At 73.6% G+C, this 25,168-nt stretch carries 25 protein-coding genes, 1 tRNA gene and 1 pseudogene; 25 read left to right on the forward strand and 2 right to left on the reverse strand.

Annotated features, from left to right (window positions below; genetic code table 11):
* Window positions 1-39 precede the first annotated feature (39 nt).
* Entirely contained in the window at window positions 40-324 is a 285-nt protein-coding gene (locus tag F593_RS0110525) for a hypothetical protein (RefSeq protein WP_022928713.1), read from the forward strand.
* Window positions 325-407: 83 nt separating this feature from the next.
* On the forward strand, window positions 408-926 hold the full coding sequence (locus tag F593_RS0110530; RefSeq protein ID WP_022928714.1) for a hypothetical protein: 519 nt from the start codon (window positions 408-410) through the stop codon (window positions 924-926).
* Between the two features lie 115 nt (window positions 927-1,041).
* Here F593_RS0110530 and F593_RS0110535 read toward each other — a convergent pair.
* Window positions 1,042-1,114, reverse strand: a tRNA-Arg gene (locus F593_RS0110535).
* 87 nt (window positions 1,115-1,201) lie between these two features.
* On the opposite strand from F593_RS0110535, the gene F593_RS0110540 reads away from it, so the two are divergent.
* From F593_RS0110540 to F593_RS24210, 13 genes are all read left to right on the forward strand, one after another.
* A complete protein-coding gene (locus tag F593_RS0110540; RefSeq protein WP_022928715.1) occupies window positions 1,202-2,275 on the forward strand; it encodes a ribonuclease Z in 1,074 nt (357 codons plus the stop codon).
* A gap of 34 nt (window positions 2,276-2,309) precedes the next feature.
* Entirely contained in the window at window positions 2,310-2,933 is a 624-nt protein-coding gene (gene pyrR / locus F593_RS24195; RefSeq protein WP_022928716.1) for a bifunctional pyr operon transcriptional regulator/uracil phosphoribosyltransferase PyrR, read from the forward strand.
* Entirely contained in the window at window positions 2,930-3,904 is a 975-nt protein-coding gene (locus F593_RS24200) for an aspartate carbamoyltransferase catalytic subunit (protein ID WP_022928717.1), read from the forward strand. The genes pyrR and F593_RS24200 overlap by 4 nt, the downstream gene beginning before the upstream one ends.
* Window positions 3,901-5,244: a dihydroorotase gene (locus tag F593_RS0110555; protein ID WP_022928718.1), complete on the forward strand. Its 1,344-nt coding sequence runs from the start codon at window positions 3,901-3,903 to the stop codon at window positions 5,242-5,244. The genes F593_RS24200 and F593_RS0110555 overlap by 4 nt, the downstream gene beginning before the upstream one ends.
* 40 nt (window positions 5,245-5,284) lie before the next feature.
* Window positions 5,285-5,839, forward strand: coding sequence for a hydrolase (locus F593_RS0110560; RefSeq protein ID WP_022928719.1), 555 nt, complete (start codon window positions 5,285-5,287; stop codon window positions 5,837-5,839).
* Window positions 5,836-7,137 (forward strand): glutamine-hydrolyzing carbamoyl-phosphate synthase small subunit, encoded by a 1,302-nt coding sequence (carA, locus tag F593_RS24205; protein ID WP_022928720.1) that lies wholly within the window; start codon window positions 5,836-5,838, stop codon window positions 7,135-7,137. The genes F593_RS0110560 and carA overlap by 4 nt, the downstream gene beginning before the upstream one ends.
* Window positions 7,137-10,328, forward strand: a complete 3,192-nt coding sequence (gene carB, locus F593_RS0110570) for a carbamoyl-phosphate synthase large subunit (RefSeq protein ID WP_022928721.1) — start codon at window positions 7,137-7,139, stop codon at window positions 10,326-10,328. The genes carA and carB overlap by 1 nt, the downstream gene beginning before the upstream one ends.
* Window positions 10,328-11,218: a tRNA-dihydrouridine synthase gene (locus tag F593_RS0110575; RefSeq protein ID WP_022928722.1), complete on the forward strand. Its 891-nt coding sequence runs from the start codon at window positions 10,328-10,330 to the stop codon at window positions 11,216-11,218. Before carB ends, F593_RS0110575 begins: the two co-directional genes overlap by 1 nt.
* A 154-nt stretch (window positions 11,219-11,372) precedes the next feature.
* The gene (gene mihF, locus F593_RS0110580) at window positions 11,373-11,723 is read left to right on the forward strand and encodes an integration host factor, actinobacterial type (RefSeq protein WP_022928723.1); all 351 of its coding nucleotides are present in this window, start codon (window positions 11,373-11,375) and stop codon (window positions 11,721-11,723) included.
* Between the two features lie 11 nt (window positions 11,724-11,734).
* Window positions 11,735-12,307, forward strand: coding sequence for a guanylate kinase (gene gmk / locus F593_RS0110585; protein WP_022928724.1), 573 nt, complete (start codon window positions 11,735-11,737; stop codon window positions 12,305-12,307).
* A gap of 132 nt (window positions 12,308-12,439) precedes the next feature.
* Window positions 12,440-12,652, forward strand: a complete 213-nt coding sequence (gene rpoZ / locus F593_RS0110590; RefSeq protein WP_022928725.1) for a DNA-directed RNA polymerase subunit omega — start codon at window positions 12,440-12,442, stop codon at window positions 12,650-12,652.
* Between the two features lie 102 nt (window positions 12,653-12,754).
* A complete protein-coding gene (gene coaBC / locus F593_RS0110595) occupies window positions 12,755-13,993 on the forward strand; it encodes a bifunctional phosphopantothenoylcysteine decarboxylase/phosphopantothenate--cysteine ligase CoaBC (RefSeq protein WP_022928726.1) in 1,239 nt (412 codons plus the stop codon).
* Window positions 13,994-14,158: 165 nt separating this feature from the next.
* The gene (locus tag F593_RS24210; protein WP_022928727.1) at window positions 14,159-14,620 is read left to right on the forward strand and encodes a hypothetical protein; all 462 of its coding nucleotides are present in this window, start codon (window positions 14,159-14,161) and stop codon (window positions 14,618-14,620) included.
* 25 nt (window positions 14,621-14,645) lie between these two features.
* On the opposite strand, the gene F593_RS0110605 is transcribed toward F593_RS24210, so the two are convergent.
* On the reverse strand, window positions 14,646-15,047 hold the full coding sequence (locus tag F593_RS0110605; protein ID WP_022928728.1) for a hypothetical protein: 402 nt from the start codon (window positions 15,045-15,047) through the stop codon (window positions 14,646-14,648).
* Window positions 15,048-15,146: 99 nt separating this feature from the next.
* Here F593_RS0110605 and F593_RS0110610 point away from each other — a divergent pair, with 99 nt between their 5' ends.
* The 10 genes and pseudogenes from F593_RS0110610 (at window position 15,147) to F593_RS0110650 (ending at window position 25,148) form a co-directional block, all read left to right on the forward strand.
* A complete protein-coding gene (locus F593_RS0110610) occupies window positions 15,147-15,596 on the forward strand; it encodes a ribosome maturation factor RimP (RefSeq protein ID WP_245540795.1) in 450 nt (149 codons plus the stop codon).
* Between the two features lie 7 nt (window positions 15,597-15,603).
* Window positions 15,604-17,211, forward strand: a complete 1,608-nt coding sequence (gene nusA, locus F593_RS24215) for a transcription termination factor NusA (RefSeq protein ID WP_022928730.1) — start codon at window positions 15,604-15,606, stop codon at window positions 17,209-17,211.
* Window positions 17,212-17,240: 29 nt separating this feature from the next.
* A pseudogene (locus tag F593_RS31195) lies at window positions 17,241-17,453 on the forward strand (YlxR family protein); the annotation flags it as partial.
* A gap of 1,211 nt (window positions 17,454-18,664) precedes the next feature.
* Complete coding sequence (gene infB / locus F593_RS30825; RefSeq protein WP_022928731.1) at window positions 18,665-20,833, forward strand: translation initiation factor IF-2; 2,169 nt, start codon at window positions 18,665-18,667, stop codon at window positions 20,831-20,833.
* Window positions 20,830-21,297, forward strand: coding sequence for a 30S ribosome-binding factor RbfA (rbfA, locus tag F593_RS24225; protein ID WP_022928732.1), 468 nt, complete (start codon window positions 20,830-20,832; stop codon window positions 21,295-21,297). The genes infB and rbfA overlap by 4 nt, the downstream gene beginning before the upstream one ends.
* Entirely contained in the window at window positions 21,294-22,301 is a 1,008-nt protein-coding gene (locus tag F593_RS0110630; RefSeq protein ID WP_022928733.1) for a DHH family phosphoesterase, read from the forward strand. The genes rbfA and F593_RS0110630 overlap by 4 nt, the downstream gene beginning before the upstream one ends.
* Complete coding sequence (gene truB, locus F593_RS24230) at window positions 22,298-23,287, forward strand: tRNA pseudouridine(55) synthase TruB (RefSeq protein WP_022928734.1); 990 nt, start codon at window positions 22,298-22,300, stop codon at window positions 23,285-23,287. The genes F593_RS0110630 and truB overlap by 4 nt, the downstream gene beginning before the upstream one ends.
* A complete protein-coding gene (locus F593_RS0110640) occupies window positions 23,284-24,174 on the forward strand; it encodes a bifunctional riboflavin kinase/FAD synthetase (protein WP_022928735.1) in 891 nt (296 codons plus the stop codon). Before truB ends, F593_RS0110640 begins: the two co-directional genes overlap by 4 nt.
* A gap of 122 nt (window positions 24,175-24,296) precedes the next feature.
* Entirely contained in the window at window positions 24,297-24,569 is a 273-nt protein-coding gene (gene rpsO, locus F593_RS0110645; protein ID WP_022928736.1) for a 30S ribosomal protein S15, read from the forward strand.
* 111 nt (window positions 24,570-24,680) lie between these two features.
* A complete protein-coding gene (locus F593_RS0110650) occupies window positions 24,681-25,148 on the forward strand; it encodes a redoxin domain-containing protein (RefSeq protein WP_022928737.1) in 468 nt (155 codons plus the stop codon).
* Window positions 25,149-25,168 lie beyond the last annotated feature (20 nt).

Raw genomic sequence — 25,168 nt, forward strand, 5'->3', positions numbered from 1 at the left:
GCGCGGTTCCCCCGGGTGGGCCCTGGGTAGCGTGCCCGCATGGCCGACGACGAGATCGTGAACGTGCTGCGCGAGGTCGAGCGCAGCCAGGCCCGGGTGCCCGACACCCCGGAGGGGTTCGTCCGCATCCTCCGCGACGGCGTCCTGACCCTTGATCCCGAGGAGGTCGACGCCTGGGTGCACTCGGTCGGCGGCCGGATCGAGTCCGAGCCGCTCGCGGCCCCGCCACTCGTGAACGAGGCCGACGGCGTGACGCCGGAGGTCAAGGCGCCCGAGGTGGTGGAGTACTACCTGGTTCCAGAGGGAGCGCTGGGCGAGAGCTGAGGTGGCCTGGGGGCGTGTGGGTGCCGGGACCGCCTCGGTACCCGGCCAGACCCGTCCGCGGCGCGATCTACGCTGCCGCGCAGATGCCCAGCTTTCCTCGCGGCCTCCGCGCCGCCGTGTCCGCCACCGCCAAAGCCCACCCGCAGATCGCGGTTGACCGGGGGTACGCGGCTGTCGCGCCCGGCCTCGCTGACGAGGAGACCGCGGCGTGGCTCGACGACGCCCTCCGGAGCGGCGTGATCGCGCCCCTCGACGCACCGGACGAGCGCGACGGCACCCCGGAGCGCAGCGCGCCCCTCCTCCGGATCCCGCGGGAGTGGGCCGAGCGGATGACGGACGACGAGATCCGGACGTGGGTCCGGGAGGAAGGCAAGCCGGACGGGCGCTACCCGGACCACGTCGTCATCCGGCAGGAGGACATCCCCGATGCGCACGAGGAGGACATCCGGGCCTTCCTTCTCGATCGCCACGCTGCGTGGGAGCCCTTGGACGCCGCGAAGGCCGAGGCGTTCACGAAGGACACCCGCCCGGGGGAGGAGCTGCCGGCCATGGCCGACGAGCCCCTGGGCTTCTGGGTTCTCCCGGCGGCGCTGGACCGGTAGGGCCCCGCTGATCCCGCGGGCGCGGGGCGGTTGGCGGACGGGTCGACGGTGGGCCACGCGCTCGCCGTCATCCCTCTGAAACGAAGAAACCCAGTCGCAGACTGGGTTTCTGTAGCGCGCCCGGCAAGATTCGAACTTGCGACTTTCTGCTCCGGAGGCAGACACTCTATCCACTGAGCTACGGGCGCTCGGGCCGACCGGAGTCGATCCGTGCCGGAGTGTAGCGAGCCTGCCGGAGCCGTGGAGGGGCGGGCGCAGGGACTAGGCTCGGGCGCGTGAACCTCGAGGTCCTCTTCGTCGGCACGGGCGGCTCGGCGCCGACCGCCCGCCGCGGGCTGCCCGCCCTGCTCGTGCGCCGCGGCGGCGAGCACGTGCTCATCGACTGCGGGGAGGGCACCCAGCGCCAACTCATGCGGTCGAGCGGCCTGGTCGAGCTCGACCTCGTGCTGATCACGCACCTGCACGCGGACCACTGGCTCGGCCTGCCCGGGCTGCTGAAGACCTTCGACCTGCGCGACCGCACCGCGCCGCTCACGGTCGCCGGGCCCGTCGGCACCCTGGCCGCCATCGAAGGCCTGTTCCGCCTGGCCGGCGGCGTGCGCTACCCGCTGCAGGTCGTCGAGCTCGAGGACGGCGACGTCCTCCCGCGCGACGGCTGGCACGTCGAGGCGATCGGGGTCCAGCACCGCACGACCGCCAACGGCTACGCGCTGAAGGAGGACGACCGCCCCGGGCGCTTCGACCCGGACCGCGCTCGCGAGCTCGGCGTCACGGATCCGCCCGACTTCGGCCGCCTCCAGCGCGGCGAGACGGTCGGGGACGTCACCCCGGACCAGGTGATGGGGGAGAAGCGCTACGGCCGGCGGATCGTCGTCTCGGGCGACACCCGCCCGTGCGACGCGCTGCGCGAGGCCGCGTGGCGCTGCGACCTGCTCGTGCACGAGGCGACGTTCACCGACGAGCACCGCGACCGCGCGCGCAAGACGGGGCACAGCACCGCCCGGCAGGCCGCCACGCTCGGAGCCGACGCCGACGTCGGGCTGCTCGCGCTCGTCCACCTCTCCGCCCGCCACCGGCCGAAGGAGGCGCTGGCCGAGGCGAAGGAGGCGTTCGAGCACGTCGTCCTCCCGCGCGACTTCGACCTCATCGACGTCCCCTTCCCGGAGCGCGGCGATCCGGTCCTGCACCCGGGCGGCGGCCGGCAGCCGCGGCACGACGGCGCGCCGGGCGTCACGCCGGCCTCGGCGCTCGACGACCCGGAAGGCGACGCGGAGGACGAGGCGCTGTCCGGGTCCGCCGAAGACGGTCCCGCCGCCGGAGACGGTGCTAGCCTCCCGTCCGCTCGTTAAGCCGGTCCAGAGAGGCCGGGACGACCAACCACCTATGAGCTTCGAGACCACCGTCCTGGACGGCTCCGACATGGCGCGCACGCTTGCGCGCATCGCCCACGAGATCGTCGAGGGCCATCCGGACCCCGACTCGCTCGTCCTCGTCGGCATCCACACCCGCGGAGCGGTCCTCGGCCGCCGGCTGCAGGAGCGGCTGAACGCGCTGCTCGACCGCGAGGTCCCGCTCGGCGACATCGACATCGCCTTCTACCGCGACGACCTCGACAGCCGCGGCGACACGCTGCTCGTCCGCGACGAGAACGGCCCCGTCATCCACGCCACGCACCTCGACGGCATCCCGCTCGAGGGGCGCTCCGTCGTCCTGGTCGACGACGTGCTCTTCACGGGCCGCACGATCCGCGCGGCCATCGAGGCGGTCTTCGACTACGGCCGCCCCGGCCGGGTGCAGCTCGCCGTCCTCGTCGACCGCGGCCACCGCGAGCTGCCGATCCGCGCGGACTACGTCGGCAAGAACCTGCCGACGTCGATCGCCGAGCGCGTCAACGTGCGCGTGGAGGAGACGGACGGCCGCGACGAGGTCGCCATCGAGCGGCGCCTGCCGCCGGCCCCGGACGACGATCCGCAGGGCCCGACCGAGCCGGAGGACCGCGCCGCATGAAGCACCTGCTGTCGATCGAGGACCTCGACCGCGCCGCCATCGAGCGGCTCTGCGACCGCGCGGCGAGCTTCGCCGAGGTCGCCGACCGGCCGATCAAGAAGGTGCCCGCCCTGCGCGGCCGCACCGTCCTGAACCTCTTCTACGAGTCCTCGACGCGCACCCGCTCGAGCTTCGAGCTCGCGGCCAAGCGGCTCTCCGCCGACGTCGTGAACTTCGCGGCCAGCGGTTCGTCGGTCGAGAAGGGCGAGTCACTGCGCGACACCGTCCAGACCCTCGCCGCCCACCAGCCGCACGCCATCGTCATCCGGACCCCGTGGGCCGGGGCGTCCAAGCTCATCACCCAGTGGACGGACGCCGCGATCGTCAACGCCGGCGACGGGCAGCACGAGCACCCCACGCAGGCGCTGCTCGACGTCTACACGCTGCGCGACCGCCTCGGCTCGCTCGACGGGTTGAACGTGTGGATCGTCGGCGACGTCCGCCACTCGCGCGTCGCCCGCTCGCTCGTCCTCGCGCTGCAGACGATGGGCGCCACCGTCACGGTCGCCGGCCCGCCGACGCTCGTGCCGCAGGACATCGCCGTCCTCGGCTGCCAGGTCCGCTACTCCCTCGACGAGCTGCCGCAGGCCGACGTCGTCTACGCGCTGCGGATGCAGAACGAGCGCATGAAGCAGGCCTACGTGCCCTCCCTGCGCGAGTACGCGGCGAACTACCAGATCGACTCCCGCCGCCTGGGCGCCCGCCAGCTGCTGATGCACCCCGGACCGGTCAACCGCGGCGTCGAGCTCGCCGGCGACGTCGTCGACGGCCCGCGCTCGCTCATCCTGGACCAGGTCCGCGCCGGCGTGCTCGTGCGGATGGCCGTCCTCTACGAGGTCCTCGCGTCCGGCGGCGGCCCCAGCACCCCCGCGAGCGGCCCCGGCCGCGGCCGGGGAACCGATCACCCCAACCCGGAGCTGCACCCCGCATGAGCCTCGACCCCCTCGTCCGGGCACCGGCCCAGGACGCCGACGTCCTGCTGCGCCGCGTCCACGTGCTCGACCCGCGGGCCGGCATCGACGCCCCCCACGACGTGCTCGTCCGCGCCGGACAGGTCGCCGAGATCGGCGCCCCCGGCACGCTCGAGGCGCCCGCAGGCACGGAGGAGGTCGACGGCGAGGGCAAGCACCTCTTCCCCGGCTTCGTCGACCCGCACGTGCACCTGCGCACCCCGGGCCAGGAGCACAAGGAGGACCTCGAGACGGGCACGCGCTCCGCGGCCGCCGGCGGGTACTGCGCCGTCGTCGCGATGCCGAACACGTCGCCCGTCGTCGACTCCAGCTCGCTGCTCGGCTCCCTGCGCGACCTCGCCTCGCGCCTGGCCCGCATCCCCGTCGGCTTCACCGCGGCGATCACCCTGGGGCTCGAGGGCCAGCACCTGACGGAGATGGCCGAGCTGCGCCAGGCCGGCGCGGTCGGGTTCACCGACGACGGCCGCCCCGTCACCGACGCCGGCGTGCTGCGCAAGGCCCTGCAGTACCAGCGCCTCTGCGGTGGCGTGATCGCCCTGCACGAGGAGGACCCGGCGCTCTCCGCCGGCGGCTCCATGCGCGAGGGCAGCGTCTCGGCGCGCCTGGGCATCGCCGGCGTCCCGTGGCTCTCGGAGTCCACGATGGTCGCCCGCGACGCCGCGATCGCCGGCTACGAGGACGGGCGCCTGCACTTCCAGCACCTCTCCTGCGTCGCCTCCGTCGACGCGCTCCGCGACGCGAAGGCCCGCGGGTTCAAGGTCTCCGGCGAGGCCTCGCCGCACCACCTCTGCCTGACGCACGAGGCGGTCCGCGACCTCGACACCTCCATGAAGATGAACCCGCCCTTGGGGTTCGAGGAGGACCGGCAGGCCCTCATCGAGGGCGTCCGCGACGGCACGATCGAGACGATCGCCACGGACCACGCCCCGCACGCGCGGGACGAGAAGGAGATGCCCTTCGAGCAGGCGCCCATGGGCACCACTGGCCTGGAGAGCGCCTTCGCGGCGGTCTACTCCGAGCTCGTGCGTCCCGGCGTCCTGCCGCTGGACATCGTCGTCGACCGTCTCATCGGCGGCGCGGCGCTCATGGGCCTGCCCACCCCGACCGTCGCGGTCGGCGAGCGCGCCAACCTCTGCCTGGTCGACCTCGAGCGCGCGTGGACCGTCGGCGAGCACGGCTACGAGAGCAAGTCCGGCAACTGCTGCTTCCACGGACGCCGGTTCCACGGCCGCGTCCTCATGACCCTCGCCGACGGCGTCGTCGCGTACCGCGAGCGCAGCTTCGCGGTCCACGCCGCATGACCGCCGGCCTCCAGGGACCCCCGACCACGGTGCCGACCGCATGACCGAACCCGCCGCCCTCGCCGGGCTCAACCCCGACCGCACCGCGCTGGTCGTCGTCGACCTGCAGGAGGCGTTCCGCCCCGCCATCGACGGCTTCGACCGCGTGCTGGAGCGCAGCATCCGCGCCGTGAAGGGCGCCGCCGTCCTCGGGCTGCCCGTGCTCGTCACGGAGCAGTACCCGAAGGGGCTGGGGGAGACCGTCCCCGAGCTCGTCGCCGCGCTGCCCGAGGACACGCCGCGGCTGGAGAAGACCGTCTTCTCCGCCGCCCGCGCCGAGGGCTTCCACCTCAAGGGCCGCGACCAGGTCGTGCTCGTCGGCATCGAGGCGCACGTCTGCGTCCAGGGCACCGCGCTGGACCTGCTGCGCCAAGGCCTCGCCGTCCACGTCGCCGGCGACGCCGTCGGCTCGCGTAGCGCGGAGGACCGCGAGGCCGGCCTGACGCGCGTCTCCCGCGCCGGCGCGCTGATCGGCACGACGGAGAGCATCCTGCTCGAGCTCACCGGCGACGCCCGCGCACCCCACTTCAAGGCGATCCAGGAGCTGATCCGATGACGACCGCACCCCAGGGCCCGGCCGAGGCCTACCTCCTCCTCGAGGACGGCACGCGCTTCGACGGGGTCTCCGTCGGTGCCGCACTGCCGGCCGACGGCGGCGACGCCGCGGGCGGCACGCGCTCCACCGGCGAGGTCGTGTTCACGACGGGCATGTCCGGCTACCAGGAGTCCGTCACGGACCCGTCCTTCGCCGGCCAGCTCGTCGTCTTCACCTACCCGCACATCGGCAACTACGGCGTCAACGCGGCGGCGATGGAGTCCGACCGGGTTCACGCCCGCGCCGTGGTCATGCGCGACGCGGTCGACGCCTCCGACGCCCCGCGCGCCGAGCAGGGCTGGCTCTCGTGGCTGGCCGAGCAGGGGATCCCCGCGATCTCCGGCGTCGACACCCGCGCGCTCGTCCGCCACATCCGGGACAAGGGCGCGATGCGCGGCGGCGTCTTCTCGGGCGACGTCCCCCAGGAGACGGCCGAGGGCCGCATCCAGGCCGAGCCGCCGATGCACGGGCAGGACCTCGCCTCGACCGTCACGCCGCAGGCCGCCCACGTCGTCGGCGAGGCCGAGAACGCCGACGGTCCGCTCGTCGCCGCGATCGACACGGGCATCAAGCGCTCCATCATCGACGAGCTCGTGAAGCGCGGCGCCCGCGTGCGCCTGCACCCGCTCTCCGACGGCCCCGAGGCCGTGTTGCAGGGCGACGTCGCCGCGGTCTTCCTCGCCAACGGCCCGGGCGACCCGGGCGCTGTGGAGCACGTCGTCGACACGATTCGCGGCGTCCTCGGGCAGAAGCCGGTCTTCGGCATCTGCATGGGCCACCAGTTGCTCTGCCGCGCCGTCGGGCTGCAGACGTTCAAGATGCCCTTCGGCCACCGCGGGGGCAACCACCCCGTGAAGGACCTCACGACGGGCCGCGTCGAGATCACGTCGCAGAATCACGGCTTCGCGGTCCAGACGCCCGACGGCACCGGCCGCATCGAGACGGACGAGCCCGTGCGCTGGGAGACGGACTTCGGCGCCGCCGAGCTCTCCCACCTCAACCTCTACGACCGCACGGTCGAGGGGCTGGTGCTGCCCGAGGCCAACGCCTCCACGGTGCAGTACCACCCCGAGGCGGCGCCGGGCCCCAACGACGCGGGCTACCTCTTCGACCGCTTCCTCGACGCGATCCGCGCCGACGGCGACCAGGCGTCGCTCGTGGGCGTCAACCGCCAGACGGGCGAGGCCGCCGCGGCCCGCGCCGGCGCTACCGCCACCGACGGCGCCACCGCCACCCCCGACCACGAGGCTGACGCCTGATGCCGCGCCGCACCGACATCCGCCGGATCATGATCCTGGGCTCCGGCCCGATCGTCATCGGGCAGGCCGCCGAGTTCGACTACTCCGGGGCGCAGGCCTGCAAGGTGCTGCGCGAGGACGGCTTCGAGGTCGTCCTGGTCAACTCGAACCCGGCCACGATCATGACCGACCCGGAGTTCGCCGAGCGGACGTACGTGGAGCCGCTGCTCCCCGGCCCGGTCGCGAAGATCATCGAGAAGGAGCGCCCCGACGCGCTGCTCCCGACCCTGGGCGGCCAGACGGCCCTGAACCTGGCCAAGGCGCTGCACGAGGACGGCACGCTCGAGAAGTTCGGCGTCGAGCTCATCGGCGCCAACTACGACGCGATCAACTGCGCCGAGGACCGCGACCTCTTCGCGCAGGCGATGGCGAAGGCCGGGCTGAAGATGCCCGCCTCGCTCATCGTGCGCGGCAAGGAAGGCGACGCCGCCGACGGCGCCAAGATCGCCGCGAGCGAGATCGACCGGCAGATCGACGAGGCGCTCACGATCACCGGCCTGCCCGCGATCGTCCGCCCGGCGTTCACGCTCGGCGGCCGCGGCGGCGGGATCGCCCGCACCGAGGACGAGTTCCGCTCGATCATCCGCGGCGGCATCGACGCCTCGCCGATCGGCCAGGTGCTCGTCGACCAGTCCGTCATCGGCTGGGGCGAGTACGAGCTCGAGGTCATGCGCGACAACGGCGACAACGTCGTGATCGTCTGCTCCATCGAGAACATCGACCCGATGGGCGTCCACACCGGCGACTCCGTCACGGTCGCCCCGCAGCAGACGCTGACGGACCGCCTCTACCAGCAGCTCCGCGACCAGGCGATCACGGTCATCCGCGCCGTGGGCGTGGAGACGGGCGGCTCGAACGTGCAGTTCGCGGTCAACCCGGAGACGGAGGAGATCCTCATCATCGAGATGAACCCCCGCGTCTCCCGCTCCTCCGCCCTGGCGTCGAAGGCGACGGGCTTCCCGATCGCGAAGATCGCCGCCCGCCTGGCCGTCGGCTACCGCCTGGACGAGATCACGAACGACATCACCCGCGCGACGCCGGCCGCGTTCGAGCCGACGATCGACTACGTCGTCGTGAAGTGGCCGCGGTTCGCGTTCGAGAAGTTCCCGGGCGTCGACGAGACGCTCTCGACCCACATGAAGTCCGTCGGCGAGGCGATGGCCATGGGCCGCACCTTCGGCCAGGCGTTCGTGAAGGCCATGCGCTCCCGCGAGCTCGACAGCCCGGTGCGGCTGGGCGAGAACGAGACCGCCGCCGACCTCGTCGACCGCCTGCGCGAGCCGCGGACGGAGCGCTACGACGTGCTGCTCGAGGCCGTCCGCCGCGGCGCCACGGACGAGGAGCTCCACGAGGCCACGGGCATCGACCGCTGGTACCTCGCGCAGTTCCGGCGCATCGCGCTGGGCGAGGATCCGACGCCGGGGGACGACGCCGGGCTCGTCCGCACCTTCAAGGCCGTGGACACCTGCGCGGCGGAGTTCGCCGCGGAGACGCCCTACTTCTACTCGGGCTGGGAGCGGCCGGACGGGGACGGCAACGCCCGCCACGAGGTCCGCCTCGCGGAGCCGCCCAACCGCTCCGTGGTCATCCTGGGCGCCGGGCCCAACCGCATCGGCCAGGGCATCGAGTTCGACTACTGCTGCGTGCACGCCGCGATGACGGTCCGGGGGGCCGGCCGCGACGCGGTGATGATCAACTGCAACCCCGAGACGGTCTCGACGGACTACGACACGTCTGACCGCCTCTACTTCGAGCCGCTCACGCTCGAGGACGTCCTCGGCGTGCTCGAGGTCGAGAACCAGGCGGGGACGCTCGACGGCGTGATCGTCCAGTTCGGCGGCCAGACGCCGCTGCGTCTGGCGCAGGGCCTGCAGGACGCCGGCGTGACGATCCTCGGCACGAGCGTCGAGGCCATCGACCGGGCCGAGGATCGCGCGGCGTTCGGCGACGTCCTGGCCAAGCTCGGCTACGAGGCGCCGCCGTACGCGACGGCCCGCGACCTCGACGGCGCCCTGAACGCCGCGGACCAGGTCGGCTTCCCGCTGCTCGTCCGCCCCTCCTACGTGCTCGGCGGCCGCGCGATGGAGATCGTCTACGACGTCGCCGGCCTGACGGACTACCTGCGCCGCGAGGCGGACCTCACCGCGGGCAAGGACATCTTCCTCGACCGCTTCCTCGAGAACGCGATCGAGGTCGACGTCGACGCGCTCTGCGACGGCGACACGGTCTGGGTCGGCGGCATCATGCAGCACGTCGAGGAGGCCGGCATCCACTCCGGCGACTCGGCCTGCGCGCTGCCGCCGTTCTCGCTGCCCGACGCCATGATCGAGCGGATCCGCGAGTGGACCCGCGGCATCGCGCTCGAGCTCGGCGTCCGCGGCCTGATCAACATCCAGTTCGCCGTCCACGGGGACCGCCTCTACGTCATCGAGGCCAACCCGCGCGCGTCCCGCACGGTCCCGTTCGTCTCGAAGGCGATCGGTGTGCCGCTGGCCAAGATGGCCGCGCGCATCATGCTCGGCGAGACGATCGCCGATTTGCCGCTCCCCGCCGAGGCCGGCGGCGCCGGCTCCCTCGGCCACGTCGCCGTGAAGGAAGCCGTGCTGCCGTTCGACCGCTTCGTCGGCTCGGACGCGCTGCTGGGCCCGGAGATGCGCTCGACGGGCGAGGTCATGGGCGTGGCCCACGACTTCCCCTCGGCCTTCGCGAAGGCCTCGGCCGCCGCCGGCTCGCCGCTGCCCGCGGAGGGGACGGTCTTCGTCTCCGTCACCGACAGCGACAAGGCCGAGGCCCTCGAGGTCGCCCGGATGTTCCACGAGCAGGGCTTCGCGCTGCTGGCGACCGCCGGCACGCAGCAGGCCCTGGCCGACGCGGGCCTGCCCTGCGAGCGCACCGGCAAGCTGCAGGACGCCGCGAACGGCGGCCCGGGCACCGCGGTCTCCGCCATCGAGGCGGGGAACGTCGCCCTCGTCATCAACACCCCGACGGGCTCGGGCGCCCGCACGGACGGCTACGAGATCCGCCGCGCGGCGATCACCGCCGGCGTGCCGTGCCTGACGACCGTGGCCGCCGGACGCGCCGCGGCGCTGGCGATCGCCTCGGCCCGCGAGGGGGAGCCCAGCGTCATCGCGCTGCAGGAGCTGAACGCGTGATGAACGCCGCCGACCCCGCCACCTCCCTGGCGGGGGTGGCGCTCGAGCACCCGCTCATCAACGCGGCCGGGACGGCGAAGTCGCGCGACGACGTCGCCCGGCTGGCCCGCTCCCCGGTCGCGGCGGTCACCGTGGGGTCCATCACCCTGCAGCCGCGCGACGGCAACGGGGGAGAGGTCTACGCGACCCGCCCGGGCCACGCCGTCAACGCCCTGGGCATGCCCAACCGCGGCGCGGACTTCTACCGGGACGAGCTCCCGCGCATGGCCGAGCTGACCCGCGCGGCCGGCAAGCCGCTCATCGTCTCGGTCGCCGGCTTCTCCCCGGAGGAGTACGGCGCGCTGGCGCACCTGGCCGCCGACGCGGGGGCCGACCTCGTCGAGCTCAACCTCGGCTGCCCCAACGTCTGGGACGACGGGCACCAGCACCGCATCGCGTCCTTCGACCCCGAGCTCGTCGCCGCCTCGGTGGCCGCAGCCGCCGGCGCCTCGGTCCCCATCGGCGCCAAGCTCTCCCCGCTCGCGGACCCGATCCAGCTCGCCGAGGTCGCCGCCGCGCTCGCCGCGTCGGCCGCGCGCTTCGTCGTCGCGTGCAACACCTTTCCCAACGGGCTCGCCCTCGGGACGGATGGTCGACCCGCGCTCGACGTCGGATTCGGGGGCGTCTCGGGCGCCGCGATGAAGCCGATCGCCCTGGGGCAGGTCGCACAACTCCGTGCAGCGCTCCCCCCGGAGGTCGACCTGGTCGGCTGCGGGGGCGTTCGGCACGGGGACGACATCCGGGACCTCGGACACGCCGGGGCGGCTGCCGTGGGCCTGGCAACGGCGTATTGGGACGCGGGGGAGGACCCCGGCGTCTTCGGGAATCTGCTCGCGGGGTGGCTCGGCTGAGGCCGCAGGAGGCCTTTCGCGCCGCTCATCTGCTAACCGCGAAACGGCGCAACACTCGACGTCCTGAGCCTAAGCTGAACCTCGACTCGAGGTCGAGGTGAGTTGGGCGCCGGGGCCCGCGCCGGGGTCGGCGGCCGGGTAGACTCGCCCCGCGATGTCGACCGCCGCCAACGCCCCGTCCAAGTCCTCGGCCACGCCAGAGCGGTCCCTGAACCAGCGCATGGATGCGCTGCAGCGGGCCAACGAGGTGCGGTCGCAGCGCGCGGCGCTCAAGCGGGATCTGAAGTCCGGTCGGCAGTCCATCGACCGCCTCCTCATGGACCCGCCGGAGTGGCTCGAGACGGCGAAGGTCGTCGACATGCTGCTCGCCGTGCCGAAGTACGGCCGCGTCCGCGCCGGCAAGATCCTGGGGCAGTGCCGCATCTCGGCCTCCAAGACGATCGGCGGCCTGACCCCGCGTCAGCGCGCCGAGCTCGTCGAGGCGCTGCGCAGCCCGCGCGGCTGAGTCGGGGACCCGTGGCACGCGTCTTCGTCATCACCGGCCCCTCCGGGGTCGGGAAGGGCACTCTCATCCGCCGGCTGCGCGAGACGCTGCCGGAGCTCCGTCTCAGCGTCTCCGCGACGACGCGCCCGCCCCGCGAGGGCGAGGAGCACGGTCGCGACTACTGGTTCCTCGACGACGCCGAGTTCGCCCGCCGCGTCGGCGAGGGCGACTTCGTCGAGCACGCCGAGTACGCCGGCCGCCGCTACGGCACGCTGCGCGAAGAGCTCGACCGGCACCTCGGCGAGGGCGCGCCCGTCGTCCTCGAGATCGAGGTCCAGGGCGCCCGCCAGATCCGCGAGACGATGCCCGAGGCCGTCCAGGTCTTCGTCGTCCCGCCCTCCTTCGAGGTGCTCCAGCAGCGCCTCGAGACGCGCGGGACCGACGGCGCCGACACGATCGCCCGGCGCCTCGAGGTCTCCCGCACCGAGCTCGAGAGCCAGCACGAGTTCGACCATCGGATCGTCAACGACGACCTCGAGGCCACGGTCGACGAGCTCGTCGGGATCGTCCGCGCACAGCTCGACGGCGCCGCCGCCCAGGCCTGATCCGGCACCGTCCGGCCGCGGAACGCGCGCCGGACCACCGCACGCGCCGGCGTCCACCGCGGTCGGTGCCGTACCCCGTCCGCCGGGAGGGACCCCCGTCGCGCTACACTCGTCGGTGTGATCTCTCCGCGTATGGACCAGCTGCTGGCGAACGTCGACTCGAACTACGCGTCGGTCCTCGTCGCCGCCAAGCGGGCCCGGCAGATCAACGCGTACTACCACAACCTCGGTGAGGGCGCGTTCGACGAGTTCCCGCCCCCGATGGTCGAGACGGCGTCGAAGAACTACCTGACGATCGCCCTCGAAGAGGTCGCGGCCGGCAAGATCACCTACCGCTACCGGTAGGGGAGCGCCGCCCCCGCGGGCGGCGCGCAGCAGGACCGAAGCACCAGGACGCCGCCCCGAGCGGCGTTCGTCGTTCCGGGACGTTCTGGAAGACTCCGGCCGATGGCACGGCTGCTCCTCGGCGTCACCGGCGGCATCGCCGCCTTCAAGGCGGTCCAGCTCGTCCGCCTGGCCACCGCGGCGGGCCACGCCGCGCGGGTGATCCAGACGCCCACCTCGCAGCGCTTCGTCGCCCCCGAGACGTTCCGGGCGATCACGGGCGCCCCCGTCCTCACGGACGAGTTCGAGCCCGACCCGCTGCGCGGCGCGTTCCCGGGCGACCCGCTGCCGACGCACGCCGCGATCAGCCACCTGGCACTCGTCGAGAACGCCGACGCCTTCCTCATCGCCCCGGCGACGGCGAACGCGATCGCCGCCCTGGCGACGGGTCGCGCCGACTCGCTCATCGGCTCCGCCTACCTCGCCGCGGAGTGTCCGGTGCTCCTGGCCCCGGCCATGAACCACCGCATGTGGCACCACGCCGCGACCCGGCGCAACGTCGCCCAGGTCGTCGCCGACGGCGTCACGCTGATCGCCCCCGGCAGCGGCCGGCTCGCGTCGAAGGGCGAGAGCGGCGACGGCCGCCTGGCCGAGCCGGACGAGCTGCTGGCCGCCGTCGAATCCGCGCTCTCGGGTGCCAGGGCCTCCGGGGGTGACCTCGCCGGCCTGCACGTCCTGGTCTCCGCCGGGGGCACCCGCGAGCCGATCGACGCGGTCCGCTTCGTGGGCAACCGCTCCTCGGGCCGCATGGGCTACGCCGTGGCCGCCCGCGCTGCCGCCCGCGGCGCCGAGGTCACGGTCGTCGCGGCGAACGTCGCGTTGCCCGACCCGCCCGGCTGCACCGTCGTGCGGGTCAGCACCGGCGAGGAGCTGCGCCGCGCGTGCGGGGCCGCCTTCGACGCCGCCGACGTCCTGGTGATGGCCGCCGCGGTCTCGGACTTCCGCCCGGTCGCCCCGGCCGGCGGCAAGATCAAGAAGGAGGGCCGCGCCGGGATGACGATCGAGCTGGAGGCCACGGCCGACGTGCTCGCCGAGCTCTCCGCCGCCCGGCGCCCCGGTCAGACCCTCGTCGGCTTCGCGGCCGAGCACGGGGACGGCGCCCTCGAGCACGCCCGCGGCAAGCTGACCCGGAAGGGCCTCGACGCCGTCGTCCTCAACGACGTCTCCCAGCCCGGCATCGCCTTCGACGCCACGGAGAACGCGGTGACGATCGTGACCGCGGGGGAGGACCGTCAGGTCGCGCGCGCCCCGAAGGACCAGGTCGCCGACGCGATCCTGGACCGGGTCCTCGAGCTGCGCTGAGAACCCGGCGGGCCGGGGGCCAGGGCCCGGGACGGGGTGGCCTCGGCCGCGCCCCGCGCCCACTCTGAATATGCACATCTCTCTTGTCATATTCAGAGTGGACGGCGGGAGGCCCGGCGCCTCCCGCGCGGCGGGCATGTCTCGGCGGTTTGCGACACTCGTTGGATGTCGTCCGCCGACGCGTTCGAGCTGTACCGCTCCGGGCTCACCCTGCTCGAGCGGGGAGACCACCACGCCGCCGCCCTGCCGCTGCGGCGGGCCCGCGACCTCGAGCCGTCGACCGGGATGGTCCGCGAGGCGCTCGGGCGGGCCCTGTTCGGCGCGCGGCAGTTCGGGGACGCGGCCGACGAGTTCGGCGCGCTCGTCGAGCTCGAGCCCATGAACGCCTACGCGCAGTTCTGCCTCGGCCGCTCGCTCCAGCTCATGGGCCGCCACCGCGAGGCGCGGCCGCCGCTGACGATGGCCGCGCTGCTCAAGCCCGACCGTGCGGACTACCGGGTCTACCGGGACCGCACCATCGCTGTCCTGGACCGCGACGAGCCAGAGGCCGCGGCCGAGGCCGACGCCGCACGGGCCCTGCGGGCGGAGCAGGTCCGCGCGCAGCTGCCGCCGCGCGACGACGCCTGAGGACCCGCCGGCGGGCAGCCGCGCGTCAAGCGGCCGGCGGTGGCCAGACCGCGCCGGCGCGGGCGTCCTCCGCGGCCTCCAGCAGCCGGCCCAGGAGCTCGTCGACCCGCGCCTCCGTGGCCGCCTCGAGGGGGAGCTCACCCTGGACCCAGACCGCGCCGAACGACGAGCTCGCGTAGCGGACGAGGAGCAGGTCGCGGCGGTTGTGGTGCAGGAGCCACGCCGGATCGATGGCCCCGGGCGGCGCGACCTCGGCCTGGACGCGGAGCAGGCCGGTCGCGGCGCGCAGGCCGACGTGCAGGGGCCAGCCGGCGCACGGCACGGTGACGCCCCACTCGCCCGGCGCGGGCCGGTGCACGCGCAGCCCCAGAGCCTCCAGGGCGTCGTCGACGCCCGTCCGGGCCTCGACTCCAGAACCTTCCTGCATGCGGCGATGGTACGATGAACACGTGGTGTCTCCGGGCACCGCTCCGCAGCAACCTTTGAAGTGGGCACGGAGCCCGCTTTTTTTATGGCCGAACCCGTCATGACCGCCTCCATCCAGCAGAACGTCGAAGACCGACTCCGGGACTCCGAGCCCGAGGTCGAGGTCCTGTTGGCCGAGGTCGTCGGCGGGGGCACGCTCCGCGTGCTCATCGACCATCCGGACGGCGTGACCCTGGACCTCTGCGTCCAGGTGACCCACGCCCTGACCGACCTGCGGGAGCAGTACGCCGTCGAGGTGTCCTCCCCGGGTCGGGACCGTCCGCTGGTCAAGCCGGAGCACTTCCGGCGGTTCGTCGGTCGCCGTGTCCGCGTCCGGACCCGCGAGCCGCTCGCGGTCGCCGGTGCGGACGACGGGTCGGTCGAGCCGCGCAAGTCGTTCACCGGCGAGCTCGTCGGAGCGGATGACGCCGCAGTAACCCTGGCGGCCGACGGGGGCGTCGTGACGATCCCGTACGAGCTGATCCATCGCAGCAACCTCGTCGAGGAGTAGGAGCGAGATGTCCCGCGAGATCGTAGAGGCGATGCGTGCCCTGGCGCGCGAGAAGAACATCCCCGAGGAGCGGCTCATCGCCGCCCTCGAGGACGCACTTCTGTCCGCCTACAAGAAGCAGCCCGACGCGGCGAAGTACGCCCGCGTCGAGCTCGACACCGAGAACGGTGAGTACCGGGTCATCGAGCTCCTCGTGCCCGAGATGCTCGAGGCCGGCCTGATCGTCGAGACCATCGACGAGCAGAGCTACGAGGACCCCGAGACGGGCGAGTGGATCGAGCCGACCGAGATCGAGATCCCGGCCGAGAAGCTCGCCGAGCACACGGACGAGATCCCCGAGAGGGACGTCACGCCCGACGACTTCGGCCGCATCGCCGCGCAGACCGCCAAGCAGGTCATCCTGCAGCGGATCCGCGAGGCCGAGCGCGACATGATGTACGACGAGTTCGCCGATCGCGTCGGCGAGATGGTCACGGGCATCGTCCAGCAGTCGGACAACCGCTACACGCTGCTGCAGCTCCGCGACCGCGTCGAGGCACTGCTGCCGCGCTCCGAGCAGGTCTTCGGCGAGCGCTACGACCACAACCAGCGCCTGAAGGCGGTGATCAAGGAGGTCTCGCAGTCCGCGAAGGGCCCGTCGATCATCGTCTCGCGCCGCGATCCCGAGGTCATCCGCGCGCTCTTCGAGCTCGAGGTCCCCGAGATCGCCGACGGCCTGGTCGAGATCACCGGCGTCGCCCGCGAGCCGGGCTACCGCTCGAAGATCGCCGTCGTCTCGCACGCCTCCGGCGTCGACCCCGTCGGCGCGTGCGTCGGCCCCCGCGGCTCCCGCGTGCGCATGGTCGTCTCGGAGCTCAAGGGCGAGAAGATCGACATCATCCCCTTCAACGACGAGCCCGGGCGCTTCATCGCCAAGGCGCTGTCGCCCGCGCAGGTGCGCGAGGTCTTCATCGACGACGAGCTCCGCCAGGCGACCGTCATCGTTCCCGACGAGGACCTGACGAAGGCGATCGGCCGCGAGGGTCAGAACGTGCGGCTCGCCGCGCGCCTGACCGGGTGGCGGATCGACATCAAGAAGGCCAGCGACGCACTCGCACAGGCCGCGGCACCCTCGGGTGACGTGGGCGACGAGGGCGAGGAGGAGCCGATCGGTGACGGCCGCTGCTCCGCGATCATGACGTCCGGGCGCCGCTGCCCGAACGCCGCGCTGCCCGGTTCCATCTTCTGCGGTCTGCCGATGCACCAGGCGCTGGTGCGCTTCGGTGCGGTCGAGGTCGCCCTCCTCGAGGACCTCCCGGAGGACGAGCTCGACGCGCTCGCCGATCCGGACAAGTCCCAGGAGGACGTCCAGGACATCGTGACCCGGGCCGAGGAGGCGTACGCCGAGCGCGTCGCCGCCGAGGGCCCGATCGTCCCGGTGGACGACGACGGCACGCCCGCGGAGCCGGTGGAGCTCGAGAACGAGGCCCCGGACGACCTGGTCGACGATGGCAACATCGGCGAGCAGATCGACGAGGACACGGAGTCCGCCGTGCTCGACGCGGACGAGGACGGCCCGACGGCGCCCGAAGGCGACGAGGCCGAGACCGGGGCGGAGGACGTCCCGTCGACGTAGACGGACGTCACCCCGAGCGGCGGTGCGTCGGCTGCGGCCGGCGCGCCCCCCAGGCGGAGCTCCTCCGCCTGGCGGTGTCCCATGATCGGGTCGTCCCCGATCAGGAGCGCCGGCTCCCAGGACGAGGCGCGTACGTGTGCTCCAGCACGTGCGCGGAAGAGGCCGTGAAGCGCCGCGCTTTCCAGCGCGCCTACCGACGGCCCATCAGCATCGACCCCGACTTTCTACACTCTTTTATTTGATGGCGAAGAAGCGCGTTCACGAGATCGCCAAAGCCCATGGCCTGCCGAGCAAGACGGTCCTCGATGCCCTCCAGGCCGGAGGGCACGACATCGCGACTGCCTCCTCCAGCGTGGACGAAGGCGTTGCGACCCGACTGATCCAGGCCAAGGGTGCCGAGCTCAAGAGCTCGGCCACGGCAGAAGCGGCCGCCGGCACCCCGGCGAAGCCCGACACGACCGGCGCGTCCGCGCCGGCGACCACCGCCGGGGCAGACGCCCCGGCCCGACCCCAGGCGCCCGCCGCCCGCCCCGCGCGGCCGGCCGCGCCCGGCGACGCCCGTCCCGCGCGTCCGGCTCCGGCCGGCGCGCGTCCCGTGCGTCCCGCCGCCCCGGGCCAGCGCCCGGCCGCTCCGGCCGGTGGACGCCCCGTGCGTCCCGCCGCCCCCGGTCAGCGCCCGGCCGCCCCGGCCGGTGGACGCCCCGTGCGTCCCGCCGCCCCCGGTCAGCGCCCCGCCGCCCCGGCGGGTCAGCGTCCCGCTGCGCCCGCGGGCCAGCGCCCGGCCGCCCCGGCAGGTCAGCGTCCCGCTGCGCCCGCCGGTCAGCGCCCGGCCGCCCCGGCCGCCCAGCGTCCCGCCGCCCCCGGTGGTCCGCGTCCCGTGGCGCCGGCTGCCGGTCGCCCCGTGCGTCCCGGCGAGCCCGGCCGTCCGGCGCGTCCCGCCGCTCCCGGCGCGGGTCAGCCCGGGCGCCCCGTGCGTCCCGGTGACCGTCCGCAGCGTCCGGGCGAGGCGCGTCCCGCGCCGCGTCAGGCGCCGGGTGGCCGCGCCGCCCCGGGTGGTCTCACCCCCGGTGCCGGTCCCCGCGTGATCCAGCCGCCGGCCCCGACGCCGAAGCCGGCGGCCCCGCCGCAGCGGCAGAACCCCGTCGGCCAGCGCCCCGCTCCCGCGGGTCAGCGCCCCGCGGGCGGCGGTCGCCCCGGCGGCCCCGGCCAGGGTCAGGGCCGTCCGGCCGGCCCCGGTGGGCAGCGTCCCGCCGGTCCGGGTGGGCAGCGTCCGGCCGGCCCCGGTGGGCAGCGTCCCGCCGCTCCCGGCGGTCGTCCGCCCCAGGGCGGTCGTCCCAACCGCGATGCTCCGCAGCGTCCCGCTCCGCGCGGTGATGCTCCGGCACGCCCCGACGGCCCGCCGCGCCCGCTGGGCCCCCGGCCCGTCGCCGCGGGTCCGGGCACCGGTCGCCCGTTGCCCCCGGGCCCCCGTCCCGCTCCCGGCTCGACGCCGCCCGCCGGTCCCGGCCGGCGCCCGCCGCGCCGTGCCGCGAAGGAGACCCCGCCGCCGCCGCCCACGCGCGACCTGCGGACGAAGAAGCCCGCGCTGCCGAAGGGTCCGCCCACGCTGGGCGAGAAGCCCGAGGCCGGCGCCGGTCCCAAGATCATCGCCCTGCCCGACCCGGCGTCGACGCGTCCGAAGGCCGCCGGCGCCGCCGGTGCCGCGGGCAAGCGCCGCGTCGTCATCGACCAGCCGGGTGGCCCGCGCCGTCCGGGCGTCGGTGGCGGTCCCCCGAACCGGCGTCCGCGCCGGCGTCGTCGCCGCCAGAGCATCGAGGAGGCTCTCGCTCCGCTGAACCGCGGCGAGCAGGGCCGCACCGTCGACGTCCCCCGGATCAACTCCGGGTCGACGGTGAAGGACGTCGCCGAGTACCTCGGCGTCCCGATCCCCGAGATGATCAAGAAGCTCATGCTCATGGGCGAGATGGCGACGCTCACGCAGACGTTGCCGGACGAGACCATCGAGCTGCTCGCGGCCGAGTTCGAGCGCGAGATCGTGATCGTCAAGGCCAGCGACGAGGAGGACGAGACCCCGGTCTTCGACGACTCCGAGGCCGAGATGGTCCAGCGGCCCCCGGTCGTCACGATCATGGGTCACGTCGACCACGGCAAGACCTCGCTGCTGGACAAGCTGCGCGAGGCCTCCGTGGCCGAGGGCGAGGCCGGCGGCATCACGCAGCACATCGGTGCCTACCAGGTGCACCACGGCGAGGACACCATCACGTTCCTCGACACCCCGGGCCACGCGGCGTTCACCGCCATGCGTGCCCGCGGTGCACGGCTGACGGACATCGCCGTGATCGTGGTCGCCGCCGACGACGGCGTGAAGCCGCAGACGCAGGAGGCCATCGACCACGCCCGCGCGGCCGACGTGCCGATCATCGTCGCGATCAACAAGATCGACAAGCCCGGCGCCGACCCGGTGCGCGTGCGCACCGAGATGGCGACGATCGGCCTCAACCCGGCCGAGTGGGGCGGCGACACCGAGTTCGTCGACGTCTCCGCGAAGACGGGCGAGGGCCTGGAGAACCTGCTCGACACGATCAACGTCGTCGCCGAGATCCAGGAGCTCTCCGCCAACGCGGACACCGAGGCCTCCGGCGTCGTCATCGAGGCGAAGCTCGACGTCGGTCGCGGTCCCGTCGCGACGATCCTGATCCAGCGCGGCACCCTCGAGGTCGGCGACCCGATCGTCTCGGGCGCGCAGTGGGGCAAGGTCCGCGCGCTCATCGACTACACCGGTGAGCGGATCGAGGTCGCCGGCGTCGGTGACCCCGTCCTCGTCCTCGGGTTCAACGGCGTGCCGAACGCCGGTGACTCCGCGATGGTCGTGGACACGGAGAAGACGGCACGCGTCAAGGCCGAGGAGCGCGAGACGCGCCTCAAGGCCGAAGCCATCGCCCGTCGCTCCGGTCGCAAGTTCTCCCTCGAGGACGTGTTCAAGCGGTCCCAGAGCTCCGAGGAGCAGAAGGGCCTGCAGCTCATCCTCAAGGCCGACGTCGCGGGCTCGCTCGAGGCGTTCGAGGACGAGATCGCGAAGCTCCCGCAGAGCGAGGTCTACGTCGACATCGTGCTGTCGGGCGTCGGTGGCATCACCGAGTCCGACGTCATGCTGGCGGCGGCGTCCCAGGCCGTGATCATCGGCTTCGGGACCGACACGGTGGGCAACGCCCGCCGCGTGGCGGACCACGAGGGCGTCGAGATCCGCACCTACGAGATCATCTACCGCGCGCTCGAGGACCTCCGCGACGCGATGGAGGGGATGCTCGACAAGGACGAGGTCGAGGAGACCGTCGGCACCGCCGAGGTGCGGCAGATCTTCCGCGCCTCCAAGGTCGGCACGATCGCCGGTTCCTACGTCACGGACGGCAAGGTCCGGCGCAACGGCCTGGTCCGCGTCATCCGCGACGGCGAGATCATCGAGACGACGAAGATCGAGAGCCTCAAGCGGTTCAACGAGGACGCTCGCGAGGTGGCTGCCGGGTACGAGTGCGGCATCGTGCTGCGCGACTTCGAGCAGCTGCGCGAGGGCGACATCCTCGAGACGTACGAGAAGCGCCGGGTCGATCGCGAGCTGAAGTGAGCAAGCCCGACCGCATGCGGCGGGTGGACGAGGCCGTCCGCGAGGTCCTCGGCGACGTGCTCCAGCACGGCGAGCTGAAGGACCCGCGGATCGGGTTCGCCACCATCACCGGCGTGCGGACGAGCACCGATCTCAGCCACGCGACGGTGCTCGTCTCGGTGCTGCAGATCGGGGACCAGGAGCACGGCGCGGACGACACCCTCGCCGGGCTCCGGTCCGCGGTCGGATACCTGCAGCGGCGCGTCGGGCAGGAGCTGGGGCTCAAGCACACCCCGGTCCTGAAGTTCGAGCTCGACACGACGATCGACCGCGCGATGCGGATCCAGGAGATCCTGGACGACCCGCCGCCGCCCGCCGTCCCCGACGAGGAGGACGCGGAGCAGGGCGACGACGCGCCGGCGAGCGCGGGCGACGCCCAGCCGGGCGAGGACGAACCCCCGACCCGGGGCGATGCTCCTCGATGAGCACCGCGGACGTCCAGCGCGACGCGCGTGACACCGTCCTGCACATCCTGCGGACGGAGCAGCGCTTCGTCACCGTGACCCACGAGCATCCCGACGGCGACGCCATCGGGTCGCTCGTGGCCGCCACGCGCCTGCTGCAGGCGATGGGCAAGGACGTCGTCGCGGTCGTCGCCCCGGGGGACCTCCCGCTCTCGCGGGAGTACCTCGCCCTGGCGACGGTCGACCTGGTCACCGCGATCCCCGAGGACCTGGCGGACCGCACCGCCGTCTTCCTGGACTGCGGGACGCTCGACCGCATGCCCGTCGGTCCGATCCGGACCGATGCGCAGCGGATCGTCAACATCGACCACCACCACGACAACACGCGCTTCGGCGACGTGGACTTCGTGGACTCCGTCGCCTCGAGCACCGTGGAGATCCTCTGGGGGATGTTCCACGACCTCGACGTGCCCCTGGACCTGGACAGCGCGAAGGCGCTGTACGTCGGCCTCGTGACCGACACCGGGCAGTTCATGTACGAGAACACGGGGGAGAGCGCGCACCGCATGGCCGCCGACCTGCTCCATGCGGGCGTTGACCCCTTCCCCGTCTACCGCACGCTCTACGAGGGCGTGCCGTGGGCGAAGCTCGCGCTGCTGGGCCGCGCCATCGAGCGCGTCCGCCGCGAGGAGGACGGCCAGCTGACGTTCACGCTCGTCCGCCGCGCCGACTACGAGGCGACGGGGGCGGAGGACACCGACTCCGAGGGCATCATCGACCACCTGCGGGCCGTGTCCGGCACCCGCCTGGCCGCCGTCGCCCGCGAGGTCGTCGCCGATCCCGGTGACGGTCCCGGCGTGCGCACGAAGGTGTCCCTGCGGTCGTCCGGCAGCGGCATCGACGTCTCCGCGATCGCCCGCGCCGGCGGTGGGGGCGGGCATCCGCAGGCCGCCGGGTTCACGACGGACATGGGGGAGGAGGAGCTCGTGCAGTTCCTCCGCTCCCGCCTCCGCGACGCCCGGTGACCGCGCTGCCCGGCGGGCGCGCCGACACCCCGGGGACGGGCGACGCGCCCCGCGACGCCCCCGGCGCGCCGAACGCCCCCACAACTCCGAGCACCCCCACGACTCCGAGCATCCGCGCGGCGCGGGAGGAGCCCGCCCCGGGCGCGGCGATCCCGGACGGGGCGTTGCTCATCGACAAGCCCGCCGGCATGACGAGCCACGACGTCGTCCAACGGGTCCGTCGGGCGCTCGGCGGGCGCAAGGGACGTCGGGTCGGCCACTCGGGGACCCTGGACCCGTTCGCGACGGGGCTGCTCGTGATCCTCATCGGCCGGGCGACCCGCCTGCAGGGCCACGTGATGGGCCTCGACAAGACGTACGAGACCGTCGCCCGCCTCGGCGCGACGTCGACCACGGGCGACCCGGAGGGCGAGATCACGGTGACGGGGCGTGTCCCTCCCGACCCGCCGCACCTGCCGACGGGCACGGTCACCCAGGTGCCCCCGGCGTACTCCGCGATCCGGATCGACGGGGAGCGCGCGTACAAGCGGGCCCGGCGCGGCGAGGAGGTCGTCGTGCCGGCGCGCGAGGTGCAGGTGCACGCCTTCGAGCAGACCGCGCGGGACGGCGACGACACGGCGGCCTTCCGGATCCACTGCTCCTCGGGTACGTACGTCCGGACCCTCGTCGCCGACCTCGGCGACGCCTACTGCCTGGAGCTCCGGCGCACGGCGATCGGCGGGTTCGACGTGGGCGACGCGCAGGCGCCCGACACGGATCCCGCCCAGTGGCGCGTCCTGCCCCTGGTGGACCTGCTGCGCGCCGTGGTGCCGACGGTCGAGCTGTCGGAGGACGAGGCCCGCCGCGCCGGCTTCGGCCAGCGCATGGAGCTCGCCTCGGTCCCGGACGCCGAGGCGTTCGGGCTCGTGCACGACGGCGAGGCGATCGCCATCGCCCGCCGCGAGCCGGACGGTCGGATCCATCCCGTCGTAGGCTTCCGGGCGTGACCGCGCGCATCACGCCCCTGGCGGACGTCCAGCGACGGCCGAGGACGGTGGCCCTGGGCACCTTCGACGGCGTGCACCTCGGGCACCGCGAGGTGCTGTGCGGGGCCGACGCCGTCGTCACCTTCGACCCGCACCCCATGAGCGTGCTCGCGCCGGGCCGCGTGCCCCCGCAGCTGACCACGATGGCCCGACGCGCGCAGCTCATCGGCGGCCTCGGCATCGACGAGCTCGTCCTGGTGCCGTTCGACCAGGACACCGCGCGCCAGAGCGCGGAGGACTTCGTCGACGAGGTCCTCGTCGGCCGGCTGGACGCGCGCGGCTTGCGCGTCGGCGAGAACTTCCGCTTCGGGCGTGACGCCCGGGGCACCGCGGCGATGCTCGCCGCGGACCCCCGCTTCGAGACCACGGTGGTCCCCGTGCTGCGCCGCGACGGCGACACGGTCAGCTCGACCCGCGTCCGCGAGCTCGTCGCCCGCGGCGCCGTCGACGAGGCCGCCGAGCTCCTCGGCAGCCCCTTCGCGCTCGCAGGAGAGGTCGAGCACGGCGAGAAGCGCGGACGGGAGCTCGGGTACCCCACCGCCAACCTCACGCCCCCTGAGGGGCACGCACTGCCCGCACACGGGGTCTACGCCTGCCGGGCGAACCTCGCCGACGGCAGCGTGCGCGCCGCTGCGGTCTCCATCGGCATCCGGCCGCAGTTCGAGTCGGTGCTCGGCGTGCTCGTCGAGGCCTACCTGCTCGACTTCGAGGGCGACCTCTACGGGCAGGAGCTCGAGCTGGAGTTCCTGCAGCGCCTCCGCGGCGAGCAGCGCTTCGACGGCATCGAGGAGCTCATCGCCCAGATCGAGCGCGACGTCGACGAGACCCGTCGCATCGCAGGGACCTGAGCGGGCCTCGCCCCGAGCGTCTCGGGTCCGGCGGTCTCGAACCGCGTCGCGGCTCCGGGCACCCGTGGCCTGACCGGGGAAGCGGTCGTTCTGCAGGCGATCCTGCTAAGTTCTCCGGTCGAATGACGTCGCTCACGCAGGAACGCAAGCAGGAGATCGTCGCCCGATTCGGCGAGTCCGAGACCGACACGGGCTCCACGAAGGTGCAGGTCGCGCTGCTCACCGAGCGGATCAACGATCTGACGGAGCACCTCCGGCACCACCAGAAGGACCACCACTCGCGTCGTGGCCTCCTGATGCTCGTCGGCCAGCGCCGTCGTCTCCTCGACTACATGCGCCGGAACGACCTCGACGGCTACCGCGCCCTCATCAAGGAGCTCGGGCTGCGCAAGTAGCCCGGTGCCGGCGCCCGCCGGCTCCTCCTGGTCCTCCGGGACCCCGTCCTATCGACCGGCCCTTGGCCGGTCGTTCGCGTTTCGGGCCCGCGGCGTTCTACCATCCGCCGCATGGCCATCATCGCCCCCGGCACCGCGGTCCCCGAGATCGTCCTCAAGCGTGAGGACGGCAGCGACTTCACGCAGGCCGACCTGCAGGGCCGCACGACGGTCCTCGTCTTCTACCCGTTCGCCTTCAGCGGTGTCTGCACGGACCAGCTGCAGGTGTACGAGGAGCTGCTGCCCGAGCTCGCCGAGAAGGACGCCGTCATGTACGCGGTGTCCACGGACGCCTCGCCGTCGCAGACCGCGTTCCGCGAGAAGCTCGGCGTGACGATCGAGCAGCTCTCGGACTTCGAGCCCAAGGGCACCGCGTCCCGCGCGCTGGGCGCGTACTTCGAGCCGGGCGGCATGACCAACCGCGCGCTCGTCGTCGTCGCCCCGGACGGCACCGTCGCCTGGAGCTACGAGGGCGCGAACCCGGGCGAGCTTCCCGGTCCGGACAAGGTCCGCGAGGGCGTCGCCGCCGTCGCCGCCTGAGCGACGCGCGATCCGCGTGG

The sequence above is a fragment of the Patulibacter americanus DSM 16676 genome, assembly GCF_000420025.1.
GTDB lineage: Bacteria > Actinomycetota > Thermoleophilia > Solirubrobacterales > Solirubrobacteraceae > Patulibacter > Patulibacter americanus.